Here is a 15,449-nt window from a genome sequence, read left to right as displayed (position 1 = left end):
GCGCCTCAGGCCGTGACCGGCCGCAGCCGGATGGCCGTCGCCAGCGCCAGGAGCGCGACGCCCAGAACCGCGGCCGATCCGGCCAGCGCCATGTCGTAATTGCCGTCCCCCGCAACGAGGAAGCCCGCGATCAGCGGGCCAAGCATCTGGCCGAGACCGAAGCCTGCGGTCAGCACCGCAAAGCCGCGGCCGCCCAGCCCGTGCCGCCCCAGCGGAATGGTCAGGAGGGTGATGCCCATGAAGGTGCCGCCGAACAGCACCGCCGCGACCAGTGCTGCCGGGCCGCTGTTCGACAGCACCGGCAGCATCACGCCGACGATCTGCGCCGCATAGGCGGCCACGAGCGCGGCGGCAAAGCCGAAGCGCTCGGCGATCCGCGACCAGAACAGGCAGCTCGGCAGTCCGGCAAGGCCGACGATGATCCACACCCAGTCGCCCATCGCCTCCAGTCCCGGCCGCGACTTGACGATGGCGACAATGAAAGTGGCGAAGACCGAATAGCCGAGCCCCTCGCAGCTGTAGTTGATCAGCAGCGGCCAGAATGGCAGCGGGCGCGGCACACGGCGGCGCGGATCGGGCGGACGCATGGTCGCAGGCAGTTCGCGCTCGCCGATCTCGGAGAAGACGATCGGCGCCAGGACCGCCGACAGGAGCCCCGCCGCCATCCAGAGTTCGGCCGAATCGAAGAAGGGCGCGGCAAAGTGGACAAGCAGGCCGGACACGGCGATGCCGATTCCGACCCCGCCGAACATCCAGCTCAGCCGCGCTTCCGCGCCGATCGCGGACAGCGCCTCGGCGACCATGCCGGCCGCGGTGATCATGGCGAACGCACTGGCGAGACCCGAGACGGTGCGCAGCACCAGCCAGACTGCGAGGTCGTCGGTCAGCCCCATGGCGAAGGTGGTGACGATGCTGGCGACAATGCCGATTCGGAAGGCGGCCAGCCGGAGCGCACCCCTGGCAAAGAGGGTCGCCATCAGCGACCCCGCCAGATAGCCGGCAAAGTTTGCCGCTGCCACAATACCCGCGATATCCGGGCCGAAGCCGTAGTCACGCTGCATCAGCGGCAGGAGCGGCGTGTAGTAGAAGCGCCCGACGCCCATGACGATGGCCAGGGTCAGGAAGCCGCCGAGAAGCATTCGGTTGGTCGGGTGCATGGCACGCACTGGCAGGGGTTTAAGCGGGACGCTCTGTCGGCCGCTTGTAGGCCATATGCCCGCCTGACGAAATGCCGAAGGTGCACCGGTGCCCTGCCCGTGCTGCGAGGACAGGCACTCTTCCGCGTCGTCACTCGCCGCCCTAATTGGCAGCGAGACAGGATGCGGATCGACGAGGACGGCATGGGCAACAAGACCGGCAAGGGGCGTCTCGAGGCGCTCGACATGAGCCTGAAGCTCGACAGCACGGAGTACGACGCCCGGATCCAGGCCGTGCAGCTTCGCTTCCAGAAGATCCAGCAGGCCTATCTGAACAGCAAGGAGAAGGCCCTCATCGTCTTCGAAGGCTGGGACGCCGCCGGCAAGGGCGGCGCAATCCGCCGCATGGCGGCGGTCATGGATCCGCGCGGCTTCAAGGTCTGGCCGATCGCCGCGCCGACCCCGACCGAACTGTCCCACCATTATCTGGCGCGGTTCTGGTCACGCCTGCCCGCCAGGGGCGAGATCGCCGTCTTCGACCGATCATGGTACGGCCGGGTCCTGGTCGAGCGGGTCGAGGGTTTTGCGTCCGGGCCAGAATGGCAACGCGCCTATGAGGAGATCAACGGCTTCGAGAAGCTGTTGGCCGACGACGGCGTGAGGATCGCCAAGATCTTCCTCTACATCGATCGCAGCGAGCAGCTCAGCCGCTTCGAACGGCGCCTGCACGATCCGCTGAAGCGCTGGAAGCTGTCCTACGAGGATTTCCGCAACCGCGACAAATGGGACGAATATCAGCTGGCCGCCGACGAGATGCTGGCGCGCACCGACACGGCCGCCGCGCCTTGGACGGTGATCGCCGCCAACAGCAAGAAATACGCCCGCGTCACCGCGCTGGAAACGATCGCCGAACGCCTGTCGGCGAACGTGAACCTGGCTCCGCCCGAACTCGACCCGGAACTCGAAAGGCGCTTCACGGCCGAGCTTGCGGCGACGGAGGGGGCGTAATCCGAAGCGGACAGGACGCTGGAACGCTGCGACTCAGCGCTGGACCGTCTTCAGCGCCCGATCGATCAGCGCGTTGGCGATCTGCATCCGCACCGTCGATTCAGCCGGGAAGTCGTGGCCGTAGCCATCGGGATGATTGCGGCGGGCAAAGGCGCGCCGCACCCCCTGCAACTGGGCCGCCGTCATTCCCGGCCGCAGATCGAGTTCGGCCGCAATGTCGGCGGGTTCAATACTCGGCGGCTGCGCCGGCTCCGGGGTATCCATCGGCTCCGGCGTCGCCGGCATCCGGCGGGCAGCCCGGGCCGAACGTGGCGGGGCGATGCGTGCAAAGGCGGACCAGAAACCGGCCGAACTGCGAATGCCGGCATTGCCAGCTGCAACAGCGGCTTCGCTGGTAGCCACGTCGTCCAGGATCTGCTCAAAGGTCGGGGCGGGCATCGTCATTCACTCGATACGTTTCGTGCCGATCGTCGTCGGAACCGATGAAATGCCGGTTAAGCGCCGTAGATCCCGGTTGAAATGGTTAGCGGCACCTGTTCCGCGGATCGTCGAAGACGGAACGGCCGGCGCGAACGAAAGTTGCGCGAGCGCGTTTCGCCGGTGACGGGTCCTGCGACTATGCTTACCCGAACGTTACCGCGGGCGGACGCGCTGGTGCCGAGGCGGAACTCAATCACCCGGTACGGCGTTGCTGCCTGCCTTTCTCACCAGGATATGTGTTCATGACCGACTCGCCGAGGCCATCCTCCCCGCAGGTGCAGCAACGTGCCGTGGTGCGCGAGGGGCGGCCGTTCCCCCTGGGGGCGACCTGGGATGGGCTAGGCGTCAATTTCGCCATCTTCTCGGCCAACGCCACCAAGGTCGAACTCTGCCTGTTCGACGATGAGGGCGTCACCGAGCGCGAACGGATCGAGCTGCCCGAATACACCGACGAGGTCTGGCACGGCTACCTGCCCGAAGCACGGCCTGGAACGGTCTACGGCTTCCGCGTCCACGGACCGTACGAGCCGGATGCCGGCCACCGGTTCAATGCCAACAAGCTGCTGATCGATCCCTATGCCAAGCAGCTGGTCGGCAATCTGGAATGGGGCCCGGAGCTGTTCGGCTACCAGCTCGACCACGCCGACAAGGATCTGTCCTTCAACGACCAGGACAGTGCGCATCTCATCCCCAAATGCCGCGTCATCGACCCGGCCTTCACGTGGGGATCGGCGGCTCACCCGATGGTCCCGTGGGAGCGCACGATCGCCTACGAGATGCATGTGAAGGGCTTTACCAAGCTCAACACCCGCATTCCGGAGGCCGAGCGCGGTACCTTCGCCGGCCTCGCCCATGCGCGGGTCGCCGAGTATCTGCGGGCGCTCGGCGTCACCTCGGCCGAGCTCCTGCCCATCCATGCCTTCGTCGACGACAGCTATCTGATCGAGAAGGGGCTGAAGAACTACTGGGGCTACAACAGCCTCGCCTTCTTCGCCCCGGCGCCGCGCTATCTGCAGACGCCATTCGTCAACGAATTCAAGGAGATGATCAACCAGTTCCACAATGCCGGCATCGAGGTGATCCTCGACGTGGTCTACAACCACACCGCCGAAGGCAACGAACTGGGCCCCACGCTGTCCCAGAAGGGCATCGACAACGCCAATTACTACCGCCTGCTGCCCGACCAGCCGCGCTACTACATCAACGATACCGGTACCGGTAACACGGTGAATTTGTCGCATCCGCGGGTGCTGCAGATGGTGGCGGATTCGCTTCGCTATTGGGTGACGGAGATGCGGGTCGACGGCTTCCGCTTCGATCTCGCCACCATCCTCGCCCGCGAGCCGCACGGCTTCGACGAGGGTGGCGGCTTCCTCGACGTCTGCCGCCAGGATCCGGTCCTGAGCCGGGTCAAGCTGATCGCCGAGCCGTGGGACATCGGTCCGGGCGGCTATCAGGTCGGCCAGTTCCCGCCGGGCTGGGCGGAGTGGAACGACAAGTTCCGGGATGCAGTCCGCGCCTACTGGAAGGGCGACGAGGGCATGCTGCCGGAATTTGCGCGGCGCATCTCGGGTTCGGGCGATCTGTTCAACAGCCGCGGCCGCAAGCCCTGGGCGAGCGTGAACTTCATCACCGCCCATGACGGCTTCAACCTGAACGACCTCGTCTCCTACAACGACAAGCACAACGAGGCGAATGGCGAGGACAACAACGACGGCCATTCCAACAACCATTCGTGGAACCACGGCGTGGAAGGCCCGTCCGACGATCCCGAGATCCAGGAGCTGCGCGAACGCCAGAAGCGCAACCTGCTGGCGACGCTACTCCTGTCCCAGGGCACGCCGATGATCCTGGCCGGCGACGAGTTCGGCCACACCCAGGACGGCAACAACAACGCCTATGCCCAGGACAACGAGATCAACTGGCTCGACTGGAACGCGGTCGGCAAGGACGGCCGGGCGCTGCAGGAATTCACCCGCAAGCTGATCGCCGTGCGCCGCGCCTATCCGATCCTGCATCGCGGCCGCTTCCTCGTCGGGGAATACAACGAGGAGCTGGAGGTTAAGGACGTGACCTGGCTGTCGCCGACCGGCGAGGAAATGGCCCAGGAACAGTGGGACGAGGCCGGCGCGAAATGCTTCGGCATGCTGCTCGACGGACGGGCACAGCCGACCGGCATCAAGAAGCGCGGCGACGACGCCACGCTGCTCATGATCACCAACGCCTATCACGACGTGGTGGAGTTTACCCTGCCGGAAGTGCCGGACGGCAAGCGCTGGGTCTGCCTGATCGACACCAACACGCCGGAGCGCACCGACGTGCCGGTCTTCAACTTCGGCGAAGTGTTCGAGGTGACCGGCCGCTCGCTGCTGGTGTTCGTGCTGAGCCAGGAAGACCGCCAGCCGAGGAATTTGCGCGAGGCGATCGGCGCCATCCTCGACATCAAGGAACGGCCGCTGGACACCTCGCGGCCCTGAGGAACGGGCTCACCCGCAAGGTTCAGTCCGGCTCGCGTGCACTTTTGGGCGTGCGCGAGCCGGCACCCGCGTTGGTGTCCTTGGCCGCGTTCGGGTCATAGGTGACGAAGAAGGTCCAGATCGCCCAGACCGCCGCTGCCGCAGTGACGATGCCCCAGAAGGAGGCGGCGTGGAACCACTCCAGCGCCGACCAGGCGACGAGCGAGGCCACCAGGCAGACCCGCACCCAGAGCGGGCGATAGAACGGATGGGCCGCTTCCTTGCTGCTCATCATGGCGATGTCTTCCCTCTCGTTACGCTCGCTTGCGGGCCGGCCGCAGCGCGGCTCCGCAAGTGACGCCGTCGTCTGCTGCCTACTCCGCGGCCTCGCGAGTGACAGCAGCCGGAGCGACCCGGGCGGCGCAATATTTGAACTCCGGAATCTTGCCGAAGGGATCGAGCATCGGATTGGTCAGCATGTTGGCCGAGCTCTCATTGAAGCAGAAGGGCATGAAGACCATGCCGTCCGCGACTTCACGGTCGGCCCGCAGGATCGCCTCGACCGTACCGCGCCGGGTCTCGATCGCGATCATCTCACCTTGGTGCAGGCCGCGGCGGCCGATCTCCCGCGGGTTCATCGCCGCGATGCCCTGGGGTTCAATCGCGTCGAGCACGCCGGCCCGGCGGGTCATGGCGCCGGTATGCCAGTGCTCGAGCAGGCGGCCGGTGGTGAGCACCAGCGGATATTCCTCGTCCGGCACCTCGTCGGGCGGCAGCAGGTCGGCCGGCACGATGCGGCCGCGGCCGTCGGCGGTCGGGAAGCTGGTCGAGAAGATGATCTCGTTGCCGGGCGTGTCCGGGCCGTCGGCCGGATAGATGACCGAATCCTCGCGTTCCACGCGCTCCCAGGAGATGTGTTTCAGGGACGGCATGACAGCCGCCATCTCCGTATAGACCTCGGAGACGTGGCCGTAGTTCCAGTCAAGGCCGATGCGCCGCGCGAGATCGATGATGATGTCGAGATCCTGCCGGGCCTCGCCGGGCAGGTCGAGCGCCGGACGGCCGATCTGCACCTGCCGGTTGGTGTTGGTGAAGGTGCCCAGCTTTTCCGCATGGACCGAGGCCGGCAGCACCACGTCGGCATGCCAGGCGGTCTCGGTCAGGAAGATGTCCTGCACCACGAGATGGTCCAGCCTGGCCAGCGCCGCGCGGGCATGAGCCTGGTCCGGATCGGACATGGCCGGATTCTCGCCCATGACGTACATGCCCTTGATGGCGTCGTCATGGATGGCGTCGATGATCTCGACCACCGTCAGCCCGGTCTTGGGATCGAGCGTCTGGCCCCAGAAATTCTCGTAGCTCGCCCGGATATCCGGATCCTCGACGGATTTGTAGTCGGGATAGTACATAGGGATCAGGCCGGCATCCGACGCGCCCTGGACGTTGTTCTGGCCGCGCAGCGGGTGGAGACCAGTGCCGGGCCGGCCGATATGGCCGGTGATCAGCGCCAGCGCGATCAGGCAGCGGGAATTGTCGGTGCCGTGGGTGTGCTGGGAGATGCCCATGCCCCAGAAGATGATTGAGCGCTCCGCCTTGGCGTAGGTGCGCGCGACATCGCGCAGCATCTCGGCCGGCACGTTGCAGATCTCGGCCATCGCCTCGGGCGAGAAGTCCTTGACCTTCTCCTTCAGCGCCGCGAAGCCGGCGACATTGGCCTGGATGTACTGCTCGTCATAGAGCTGTTCCTCGATGATCACGTGGAGCAGCGCGTTCAGCATGGCCACGTCGGTGCCGGGCTTGAACTTCAGCGAGTGGGTGGCGTGGCGCATCAGGTCCTGGCCGCGCGGATCGATGACGATGAGCTGCTTGCCCAGCTTGGCGGCCTGCTTGAAATACGTCGCCGCGACCGGATGGTTGGTCGTCGGGCGCGCGCCGATGACGATGATGCACTCGGCCTTCATCGCATCGTTGAACGGGGCCGAGACCGCGCCGGAGCCGACGCCTTCCATGAGCGCGGCCACCGACGAGGCGTGGCACAGCCGCGTGCAATGGTCGATGTTGTTGGTGCCGAAGCCCTGTCGGATGAGCTTCTGGAAGAGATAGGCTTCCTCGTTGGACCCCTTGGCCGAACCGAAGCCGGCCAGCGCCTGGCCGCCATGGTCCTTCATGATCGATGTGAGCCCGCCGGCGGCGCGCGCCATCGCCTCTTCCCAGCTCGCCTCGCGGAAGACGGTCAGCGGATCGACGTTGCGCATGTCGATGTCGCCGGCCTTCGGCGCGTCGTCGCGCCGGATCAGCGGCTTCGTCAGGCGTTCGGGCGACATGGCATAGTCGAAGCCGAAGCGGCCCTTCACGCAGAGACGGTTCTCGTTGGCGTAGCCGTCGCGGCCGTCGACCTGGACGATGCGGTTGTCCTTGACCGCGACACTGGTCTGGCAGCCGACGCCGCAGAACGGACAGACGCTGTCGACGACCTTGTCGAACTCCTGGACCGCGCGGGTGGTGCCCGCCCCGTCCATCAGGGACTTCTCGTAGAGCGCGCCGGTCGGGCAGGCCTGGACGCACTCGCCGCAGGTCACGCAGGTGGACAGGCCCATCGGGTCGTGGATGTCGAAGACCGGCACCGCACGGTTGCCGCGCTGGGCCATGCCGATGACGTCGTTGACCTGAACCTCGCGGCAGGCGCGCACGCAGGCGCCGCAGGTGATGCAGGCATCCATGTTGACCGCAATGGCCGGATTGGTGACGTCGAATTCGGCCGGCACATGGCCGTCGGCGAATTTCGACGGGAAGCGGTCGCTGCCCGCGACGCCCATGGACGAGGCCCAGTCCCAGAACATCGACTGGTTGTCCGGGCCTTCCTCGGGTGGGCGCATGTTGCTGGCAAGGAGCTCCACCACCATCTGGCGCGACTTGACCGCACGCTCGGTGGCGGTGTGCACGACCATGCCCTCGGCGGGTTTGCGGATGCAGGACGCGGCGAGCACGCGCTCGCCGTCGACCTCCACCATGCAGGCGCGGCAATTGCCGTCGGGCCGGTAGCCCGGCATGTCGACATGGCACAGATGCGGGATGCGCGTGCCCTCGCGCTTGGCCACGTCCCAGATGGTTTCGCCGGCCTCGGCGGCGACGGACCGGCCGTCGAGGGTGAAGGTGATCGTATCGGTCATTGCGACAGATCCTCACGAAAATGCGTCAGAAGATGGTTGACCGGATTGGGCGCGGCCTGGCCGAGGCCGCAGATCGAGGCGTCGCGCAGCACGGTCTCCAGATCGCGGATGGCCGTCTCGTCGATCGGCCCCTTCGTCTCGAGCAGCGACACCAACTTGCCGGTGCCCTCCCGGCAGGGCGTGCACTGGCCGCAGCTTTCGTGCTCGAAGAAGCGCAGGAGGTTGAGTGCCACGCCCCTGATGTTGTCGCGATCCGAGAAGATCACCACCGCATGGGAGCCGATGAAGGCGCCCTGCTGCGCCAGCTCGCCGCCGAAATCCAGCGGGATGTCGCCCATGGCGGCGGGCAGGATGCCGCCGGACGCGCCGCCCGGCAGATAGGCCTTGAACGCATGGCCCTCGGTCATGCCGCCGCAATAGTCCTCGATCAGCTCGCGCACAGTGACGCCTGCCGGCGCCTGCTTGACGCCGGGGTCGCGCACCCGGCCCGAAACCGACCAGGAGCGAATGCCCGGATGGCCCGGGCTGCCCAGCCCGGCAAACCAGTCCGCGCCCTTTTCGACGATATCGCGGAGCCACCACAGCGTCTCGACATTGTGGTTCAGCGTCGGGCGCCCGAACAGGCCGACCTCGGCAATATAGGGCGGGCGATGGCGCGGCAGGCCGCGCTTGCCCTCGATGCTCTCCAGCATCGCGCTTTCCTCGCCGCAGATATAGGCGCCGGCGCCCCGGCGCAGTTCGATGAAGCCGGGCGTGACGATGCCGCCGGCCTCGAGCGCCGCGATCTCGGTGCGCAGGATATGCAGCACCGCCGGATATTCGTCGCGCATGTAGAAGTAGATGCGCTCCGCCTCCACCGCATGGGCGGCGATCAGGGCGCCTTCCAGCGCGCGGTGCGGGTCGCTCTCCAGATAATAGCGGTCCTTGAACGTACCGGGCTCGCCCTCGTCGCCATTAATGGTCATCAGGCGGGGTCCCGGATAGGACCGCACGAATCCCCATTTCTTGCTGGCCGGAAAGCCGGCGCCGCCAAGCCCGCGCAGACTTGCGTCCTGCAGGGTCCCGAGCAGCGATTCGACCGGGGTCGCGCCGTCGCGGATCTTGTTCAGCAGCTTGTAGCCGCCGGCCTTCAGGTAGGCGGCGAGATGGGTGTATTCGGGCACATTGACGCCGGTCTCGCCGGCCGCGGCCATGGCGCGCAGGCCGTCGGGGGTGGCATGATCCACCTCCCGGTCCCCCAGACGGGCCGCCGGCGCGCCGGCGCAACGGCCCATGCAGGGCGCGCGCACCACGCGGATGGCGGCCGGATCGACGCCGGCCTGCAGCTCGCCGATCACCGATTCCGCACCGGCCAGCGCACAGCTGATCGAATCACAGACCCGGATGGTCAGCGGCGCCGGCTTCGCCTCGCCTTCGCGCACCACGTCGAAATGGTCGTAGAAGGACGCCACCTCGTAGACTTCCGCCTGGGACAGCCGCATTTCCTCGGCCAGGGCCCGCAAATGGGCGGCACTCAGGCAGCCGAACCGGTCCTGAACCAGATGCAGATGTTCGATGAGAAGGTCCCGTCGCCGCGGCCGTTCGCCGAGGAGTTCCCGTATGTCCGACCACGCCGCCTCGTCGAGTTCCCGTCCCTTGGGCCCACGATCCCGTGGTCGAAGCTCCCGCACCGCCATTCTTCCTCCTTCACGGTGCCCACCATGAAGCTCAATGCCGCATAACGCCTTGAGACAAAAGACCGTACCAAAATTTTAACGGCCATGGCCACCACCGGCCGGTCGCGCGACCGCAATTCGCCCTTGTGCCTTACGAACCAAGGCCGAGGCTGACCGCGGGAGACGAACATATGCAGGCGCGATCCGGCAAGGGGGCGCCACCGATCGGATCACATGGGACGGAGGGCGGCACTCTTTCTTCAGGCCGATACAGGTCCGAACATGATTGGTGTCACCCCGCCGGGCCGACAGCGATCTGCGGGGCTGTCGGTGCCGAACGGGGCCTCGACCAGATGGAGCCCAGCCATGCGCGATGGTTCGTTGGGGGGTGAGGATGCCGCATATCCGCGTGAGCGCGATGTAGACTGTCTGCCAAACTCTTCGACCCGCCGGACAAGCTGCCTGGCGGAACGAGGGACACCAAGCTGCGCCAGGCCCATGACCGGTTGAGCCTCGCGCTGCGACAAGAAGACTTAGGCCTGCGGCGCCGGCTCGTCGAACGACCTTCGCGTCAATCTGTCGCCGGCAACCGGCCGCCTAGCGACAGCCCTTCCGGCGCTCCCATCGCTGGATCTCGGCGACCCGCCGCTGCTCGGAGGCCGTCAACTCGCCGTAGGGCGGAAAGCAGTTGCGGCCGAATTCCTCTCGGGCACGACGGGTCTCGAAGCAATACCCCTTGTCGGCGTAGATGACGTTTCGGGCATACCAGAGTTCGTAACAGCTCATGCCGCGATAGTTTTGCGCCACAGCCGGCGACACGCCGACACATGAGATGCCGGTAACCACGATGAGAGTCGCGCGCAAGAATTTTCCGATCTGCAGGGTCATGCTGGTCACCTTACGGCCGGGTTGTTGACGACCCATCCTAGCAGACGCAGCGGAATGTGGCTTGATGCGAATCAAGACCGCGACATGACCAAAGGGAATCCGACTGCCGCCGCGACCATCCGTCGAAGGGACGATCCGAGGGCCTGAAAGCCACGATTTGCGTATGGGACAGGGCTATCCGGGCATGCGTTTGCCGGTATCGGATGCCGCCGCTTTAGCGAGCGCATACCAACAAGCTGCCAACGCACCTTCCGGGCACCCACAGCCCGGACGAGGCCGGATCAATACTTCAACAATTTCGGGGGTTTTGGCTACTGTTCGGATCACTTCGGATCATCTCGAACAGGGGAATGGTGCCCAGGAGAGGACTCGAACCTCCACGCCTCGCGGCACACGGACCTGAACCGTGCGCGTCTACCAATTCCGCCACCTGGGCACGGCGCGGAGCATTAGAGGGCGGCCGGGTCGCTGTCAACGCAGTTTCGCGAAGTTTGGCGGCGGTCCGCGATTTCTCTTTCGCGGCGCGGCAGATCAGGGGTTCGCGTGGCTTGGGACCCTCCGGACTGCCCGGAATCGGCGGCTGATGCCGGGCTCGTCGGGGAGGTATCGAGGTCGCATTCCAGTCGGCGATACGCGGCCGTCTCGGGCTGCCTGCCGGGGACCGGCGTGGTCCTTCGACGCGGGGCTTGCGGAATACCGCCTGCGCCATCTCCGGCGAAGACGTGAAGCCGCGCGGGCATGCAATGGCAGCAACCGCCGGGAAATGCGACGGGCGACAGCAGCCCGGCGCCTTCACCTGCGGCCACAGACCGGCTATGACGCGGCGGACAGGGCCCCGCGCCGGTTGGCGCGAATCATCCGGCCCTGCCCGGCGGAACACCGGGCGACGGCGGCGGCAAGGCAGGAGCTTGAACTACGATGAGTGTCGACACGAACAAGACGGTGGTGGTGTTCGGCGGGTCGGGCTTCGTCGGCCGCTATCTGACGCAGGCGCTGGCCCGCCGCGGCCATCGCATCCGCGTCGCCTGCAGGCGGCCGGATCTCGCCTATCACCTGCAGCCGAACGGCAATATGGGCCAGATCATGCCGATCCAGGCCAATCTGCGCTATCCTTGGTCCGTCGGGCGGGCGGTCGAGGGCGCCGACCATGTGGTCAATCTCGTCGGGATCCTCGCCCAGAGCGGCCAGCAGAGCTTTGATGCGCTGCAGTCCTTCGGCGCCCGCACGGTGGCCGAGGCGACCGCCAGGATCGGCGCCGGGATGACGCAGATTTCGGCCATCGGCGTCGACGAGCAGTCCGGGTCGGAGTATGCGCGCACCAAGGCGCTCGGCGAGAAGGCTGTGCTGGAGACCATTCCCGGCGCCACCATCGTGCGCCCGTCCATCATCTTCGGCGCCGAGGACCAGTTCTTCAACCGCTTCGCCGACATGGCGCGGTTCTCGCCGTTCCTGCCGCTGATCGGCGGCGGCAAGACGAAGTTCCAGCCGGTCTATGTGGGCGACGTCGCCGAGGCGATCGCCGACACGGTGGACGGCAAGGTCGCCGGCGGCCGGATCTACGAGCTCGGCGGACCGGAGGTGCTGACCTTCCGCCAGCTGATGGAGGAGATGCTGCGCATCATCGAGCGCAAGCGCCATTTCGTCTCGATCCCCTTCGGCGCCGCGAGTTCGATGGCCCGGGTGATGCGCTTCCTGCCCGGCGCGCCGCTGACCCCGGATCAGGTCACGCAGCTCCAGACCGACAATGTCGTGTCCGAGGCGGCAATCCGCGAAGGCCGCACGCTGGAGGCCTTCGGCATCCGGCCGCGCACCATCGACGCGATCCTGCCGACCTATCTGGTCCGATTTCGCCCGCACGGCCAGTTCACCCAGCCGCAGCCCCAGGCCGGCGGCGTCCGGATGCCGGACGACGAAGCGGTCTGAGCCGTTGCAGCGCCGCGATGCCCTGCGGCCGTGACCGGCTGACCGGCATGGCCGTGGCGCTGCTTCCGCCGGGTCTTGCGGCCGGCACGGCCCTCATGCTCGTCGTGGCGAGCTTCTTCACCTCGGCCGCCACGGCCGCCTTCGGCATCGGCGGCGGCCTGTCGCTCCTCGCCATCATGAGCACGGTGCTGCCGGTCGCCGTGCTGATTCCCGTGCACGGGCTGGTGCAGCTCGCCTCCAATCTCGGCCGCGTGCTGGTGCAGCGACGGGCGGTGGCGGTCCGGGCCCTGGTGCCGTTCCTCGTCGGGGCGGCGCTGGGCGCGCTGATTGGCGCGCGCTTCGTCGTGACCCTGCCGGAAGCCCTGCTGCAGACCACGCTCGGGGCGTTCATCCTGGTTCTCGCTTTGGCGAAGCTGCCGGCGATCGGCCGGATCGGGCCGCCCGGCTTCGCGCTCGCCGGCCTGTTCACGACCTTCCTGTCGATGTTTGTCGGGGCGACGGCGCCGATCAACGCAGCCTTCTTCGCCAAGGCCTTCGACGACCGGTCGGAACTCGTCGCGACGCTGGCGGCGACGACCTTCCTCCAGCACCTGTTCAAGAGCGTCGCCTTCTTCGCCCTGGGAATCGGGCTGACCGCCTATGCGCCCCTGATCGCGGCGATGGTCGTCACGGGATTTGCCGGCACCCTCGCCGGCACGGCACTGTTGCGGCGCATCGACGAGCGGCTGTTCCGCTTCGTGCTCACGACGATCCTGGTCGTCATCTCGCTCGACCTCCTGCGGCGCGGCGTGACCGGGCTCCTGTGACAGCCGTTGTAACCGTCTAGCGGTCGGCCGAGGCGTCGACCGCGGCCGGCTGCGACAGGGCCGCGGCCTGGGGCTCGGGGGCCTGCGTGTCGGGCTGCTCGGGCAGCACCAGGAGCAGAACCATGCCGAGAAGGCCGACCCCGATGCGCCACCACGCGAAGACGGCGAAGCCGTGGCGGGAGACGAAGTCGAGCAGGTGGCGCACGACGAAGAGGGCAGAGATAAAGGCCATGACAAAGCCGATGACGATCAGCTCTATATCGTCCGGGGACAGGAGGTCGCGGTTCTTGGCGAGGTCGTAGGTAAAGGCGCCGAGCATGGTCGGCATGGCCAGAAAGAACGAGAATTCGGCCGCCGAACGCTTGTCGGTGCCCATCAGCAACGAACCGGCGATCGTCGCGCCGGATCGCGAGGTGCCCGGGATCATGGCGAGGCACTGGAAGATGCCGATCTTCAGGCAGAGCGACAGCGGATAGTCCATGACGTCGTCGTAGCGCACCACCCGCGGCATGCGGTCGATGACCAGGAGCAGGATGCCGCCGACGATGAGCGCCACGCAGATGACCATCGGCGTCTCGAACAGGATGGTCTTGATGAAGTCGTGGGCCAGCACCCCGACGAAGGCCGCCGGCAGGAAGGCGAGCAGGATGCCGGCAGTGAAGCGGCGGCTGCGGGCACTCGTTGGCAGGGTGACGAAGATCCGCCAGAGCCGGCCGAAATAGACGATCAGGATCGCCAGGATCGCACCGAGCTGGATGAGGACCTCGAAACTGCGGGCCGTGGACTGGAAGCCGAGGAAATGGCCCAGCAGCAGGATGTGGCCCGTGGAGGAGACCGGCAGAAACTCGGTCAGCCCTTCCGTGATGCCCAGAATGACGGCGTCGCCGACGGCTCCGATATCCATGACGATCCCCCTGCCCTGCGTCTTCTCGCGCCCTCTACCCGATCCTTTGGCATAGGGAAACGACCTTCGCCATGCGCATGCCGGAATCGGGGTGCAGTGTGTCGGCAGCGTCGATCGCCGCGCAAGGGGGTCCCGCGTGCTTGCCGGACAGGCAAATCCGGCTATCTCGCCCAAAGCAAAGGCAGACCCGTTGAGAGTCCATTGACGAGTGGCTGCGACAATGGCGCGGCGACGTCCCGAGGGGCGCCATTGAACCTTCCAATTGGGGCATCCCGTGCGCGGGTGATCCGTCCAGAGAGCACCAGATCCAACCGCATGCTGAAGCTACACCATCATCCGATGTCCGCCGCCTCGCGTTTCGTGCGGCTCGTCCTCGGGGAATATGGCGAGCGGGCCGAATACCTGGAGGAGCGACCGTGGGAGAAGCGGCGCGACTTCCTGGCGCTCAACCCGGCCGCGACCCTTCCGGTCATGCTGGAGGATGACGGCCCGGCGATCGTCGGCGCGACGGTGGCGAGCGAATATCTCGACGAGACCCGCGGCGTCTTCCAGCGCGACAAGCGGCTGTTGCCGGAAAAGCCGCTGGAACGGGCCGAGGTGCGGCGGCTGACCGAATGGTTCCTCGGCAAGCTCGACAGCGAGGTCACGCGCTATCTCGTCCGCGAGCGGGTATTCAAGCTGGAGATGAGCGCCGAAGCCGGCGGCGGCCCCCCGGACGCTTCGGCGATCCGCGCGGCGCGGGCCAATCTGAAGCACCATCTGCGCTATCTCGGCTGGCTCGCCGAAAGCCGCGACTGGCTGGCCGGCCCGCGGCTTTCCTATGCCGATCTGGCGGCGGCGGCCGAACTTTCGATCCTCGACTATCTCGGCGAGATTCCCTGGGAGAATGAGCCGTCGGCAAAAGACTGGTACATGCGGATCAAGTCGCGCCCGTCCTTCCGGCCACTGCTGAACGAGCGCGTGCGCGGCCTGCCGCCGGTCCATCACTACGTCCAGCTCGACTTCTGACATTGCCCCATGCCC

At 66.7% G+C, this 15,449-nt stretch carries 12 protein-coding genes and 1 tRNA gene; 5 read left to right on the top strand and 8 right to left on the bottom strand.

What is annotated here, in order from left to right; all coding sequences use genetic code 11:
• Window positions 1-5: 5 nt before the first annotated feature.
• Complete coding sequence (locus tag VQ042_RS02905) at window positions 6-1,157, bottom strand: YbfB/YjiJ family MFS transporter (RefSeq protein WP_331815326.1); 1,152 nt, start codon at window positions 1,155-1,157, stop codon at window positions 6-8.
• 162 nt (window positions 1,158-1,319) lie between these two features.
• Here VQ042_RS02905 and VQ042_RS02900 point away from each other — a divergent pair, with 162 nt between their 5' ends.
• A complete protein-coding gene (locus VQ042_RS02900; RefSeq protein WP_331815324.1) occupies window positions 1,320-2,144 on the top strand; it encodes a polyphosphate kinase 2 family protein in 825 nt (274 codons plus the stop codon).
• A 33-nt stretch (window positions 2,145-2,177) separates the two neighbouring features.
• Here the strand turns inward: VQ042_RS02900 and VQ042_RS02895 are convergent, their stop codons facing one another.
• Window positions 2,178-2,588: a hypothetical protein gene (locus VQ042_RS02895; RefSeq protein ID WP_331815321.1), complete on the bottom strand. Its 411-nt coding sequence runs from the start codon at window positions 2,586-2,588 to the stop codon at window positions 2,178-2,180.
• Window positions 2,589-2,866: 278 nt separating this feature from the next.
• Between VQ042_RS02895 and glgX the strand changes: the two genes are divergently transcribed.
• A complete protein-coding gene (glgX, locus tag VQ042_RS02890; RefSeq protein ID WP_331815318.1) occupies window positions 2,867-5,101 on the top strand; it encodes a glycogen debranching protein GlgX in 2,235 nt (744 codons plus the stop codon).
• Between the two features lie 22 nt (window positions 5,102-5,123).
• Here the strand turns inward: glgX and VQ042_RS02885 are convergent, their stop codons facing one another.
• The 5 genes from VQ042_RS02885 to VQ042_RS02865 form a co-directional block, all read right to left on the bottom strand.
• Window positions 5,124-5,375, bottom strand: coding sequence for a DUF3329 domain-containing protein (locus VQ042_RS02885; protein WP_331815315.1), 252 nt, complete (start codon window positions 5,373-5,375; stop codon window positions 5,124-5,126).
• A gap of 79 nt (window positions 5,376-5,454) precedes the next feature.
• A complete protein-coding gene (gene fdhF / locus VQ042_RS02880) occupies window positions 5,455-8,250 on the bottom strand; it encodes a formate dehydrogenase subunit alpha (protein WP_331815312.1) in 2,796 nt (931 codons plus the stop codon).
• Window positions 8,247-9,926 carry an NAD(P)H-dependent oxidoreductase subunit E gene (locus tag VQ042_RS02875; RefSeq protein ID WP_331815309.1) on the bottom strand — a complete coding sequence of 560 codons (1,680 nt, stop codon included), beginning with the start codon at window positions 9,924-9,926 and terminating at the stop codon, window positions 8,247-8,249. Before VQ042_RS02875 ends, fdhF begins: the two co-directional genes overlap by 4 nt.
• 576 nt (window positions 9,927-10,502) lie before the next feature.
• A complete protein-coding gene (locus VQ042_RS02870; RefSeq protein ID WP_331815305.1) occupies window positions 10,503-10,769 on the bottom strand; it encodes a YARHG domain-containing protein in 267 nt (88 codons plus the stop codon).
• A gap of 375 nt (window positions 10,770-11,144) precedes the next feature.
• Window positions 11,145-11,229: transfer RNA gene (locus VQ042_RS02865), tRNA-Leu, on the bottom strand.
• A 482-nt stretch (window positions 11,230-11,711) separates the two neighbouring features.
• On the opposite strand from VQ042_RS02865, the gene VQ042_RS02860 reads away from it, so the two are divergent.
• Together VQ042_RS02860 and VQ042_RS02855 are read left to right on the top strand one after the other, a co-directional pair.
• The gene (locus tag VQ042_RS02860; RefSeq protein ID WP_331815302.1) at window positions 11,712-12,716 is read left to right on the top strand and encodes a complex I NDUFA9 subunit family protein; all 1,005 of its coding nucleotides are present in this window, start codon (window positions 11,712-11,714) and stop codon (window positions 12,714-12,716) included.
• Window positions 12,717-12,733: 17 nt separating this feature from the next.
• Window positions 12,734-13,522, top strand: a complete 789-nt coding sequence (locus VQ042_RS02855; protein WP_331815300.1) for a sulfite exporter TauE/SafE family protein — start codon at window positions 12,734-12,736, stop codon at window positions 13,520-13,522.
• A gap of 16 nt (window positions 13,523-13,538) precedes the next feature.
• Here VQ042_RS02855 and VQ042_RS02850 read toward each other — a convergent pair whose 3' ends face one another.
• Window positions 13,539-14,426 (bottom strand): undecaprenyl-diphosphate phosphatase, encoded by an 888-nt coding sequence (locus VQ042_RS02850; RefSeq protein ID WP_331815297.1) that lies wholly within the window; start codon window positions 14,424-14,426, stop codon window positions 13,539-13,541.
• Between the two features lie 315 nt (window positions 14,427-14,741).
• Between VQ042_RS02850 and VQ042_RS02845 the strand changes: the two genes are divergently transcribed.
• Window positions 14,742-15,434 carry a glutathione S-transferase family protein gene (locus VQ042_RS02845; RefSeq protein WP_331815294.1) on the top strand — a complete coding sequence of 231 codons (693 nt, stop codon included), beginning with the start codon at window positions 14,742-14,744 and terminating at the stop codon, window positions 15,432-15,434.
• Window positions 15,435-15,449: the final 15 nt, after the last annotated feature.

The sequence above is a fragment of the Aurantimonas sp. A2-1-M11 genome, from assembly GCF_036549475.1.
Lineage (GTDB): Bacteria > Pseudomonadota > Alphaproteobacteria > Rhizobiales > Rhizobiaceae > Aurantimonas.
The sequence above is the reverse complement of the archived record's forward strand: the minus strand, read 5'-3'. Positions and strand labels throughout refer to the sequence as shown.

Coding starts and splice junctions, on each gene's coding strand:
- VQ042_RS02905 (WP_331815326.1), bottom strand. CDS start 1,157: ATGCACCCGACCAACCGAATGCTTCTCGGCGGCTTCCTGACCCTGGCC.
- VQ042_RS02900 (WP_331815324.1), top strand. CDS start 1,320: ATGCGGATCGACGAGGACGGCATGGGCAACAAGACCGGCAAGGGGCGT.
- VQ042_RS02895 (WP_331815321.1), bottom strand. CDS start 2,588: ATGACGATGCCCGCCCCGACCTTTGAGCAGATCCTGGACGACGTGGCT.
- glgX (WP_331815318.1), top strand. CDS start 2,867: ATGACCGACTCGCCGAGGCCATCCTCCCCGCAGGTGCAGCAACGTGCC.
- VQ042_RS02885 (WP_331815315.1), bottom strand. CDS start 5,375: ATGATGAGCAGCAAGGAAGCGGCCCATCCGTTCTATCGCCCGCTCTGG.
- fdhF (WP_331815312.1), bottom strand. CDS start 8,250: ATGACCGATACGATCACCTTCACCCTCGACGGCCGGTCCGTCGCCGCC.
- VQ042_RS02875 (WP_331815309.1), bottom strand. CDS start 9,926: ATGGCGGTGCGGGAGCTTCGACCACGGGATCGTGGGCCCAAGGGACGG.
- VQ042_RS02860 (WP_331815302.1), top strand. CDS start 11,712: ATGAGTGTCGACACGAACAAGACGGTGGTGGTGTTCGGCGGGTCGGGC.
- VQ042_RS02855 (WP_331815300.1), top strand. CDS start 12,734: ATGCCCTGCGGCCGTGACCGGCTGACCGGCATGGCCGTGGCGCTGCTT.
- VQ042_RS02850 (WP_331815297.1), bottom strand. CDS start 14,426: ATGGATATCGGAGCCGTCGGCGACGCCGTCATTCTGGGCATCACGGAA.
- VQ042_RS02845 (WP_331815294.1), top strand. CDS start 14,742: ATGCTGAAGCTACACCATCATCCGATGTCCGCCGCCTCGCGTTTCGTG.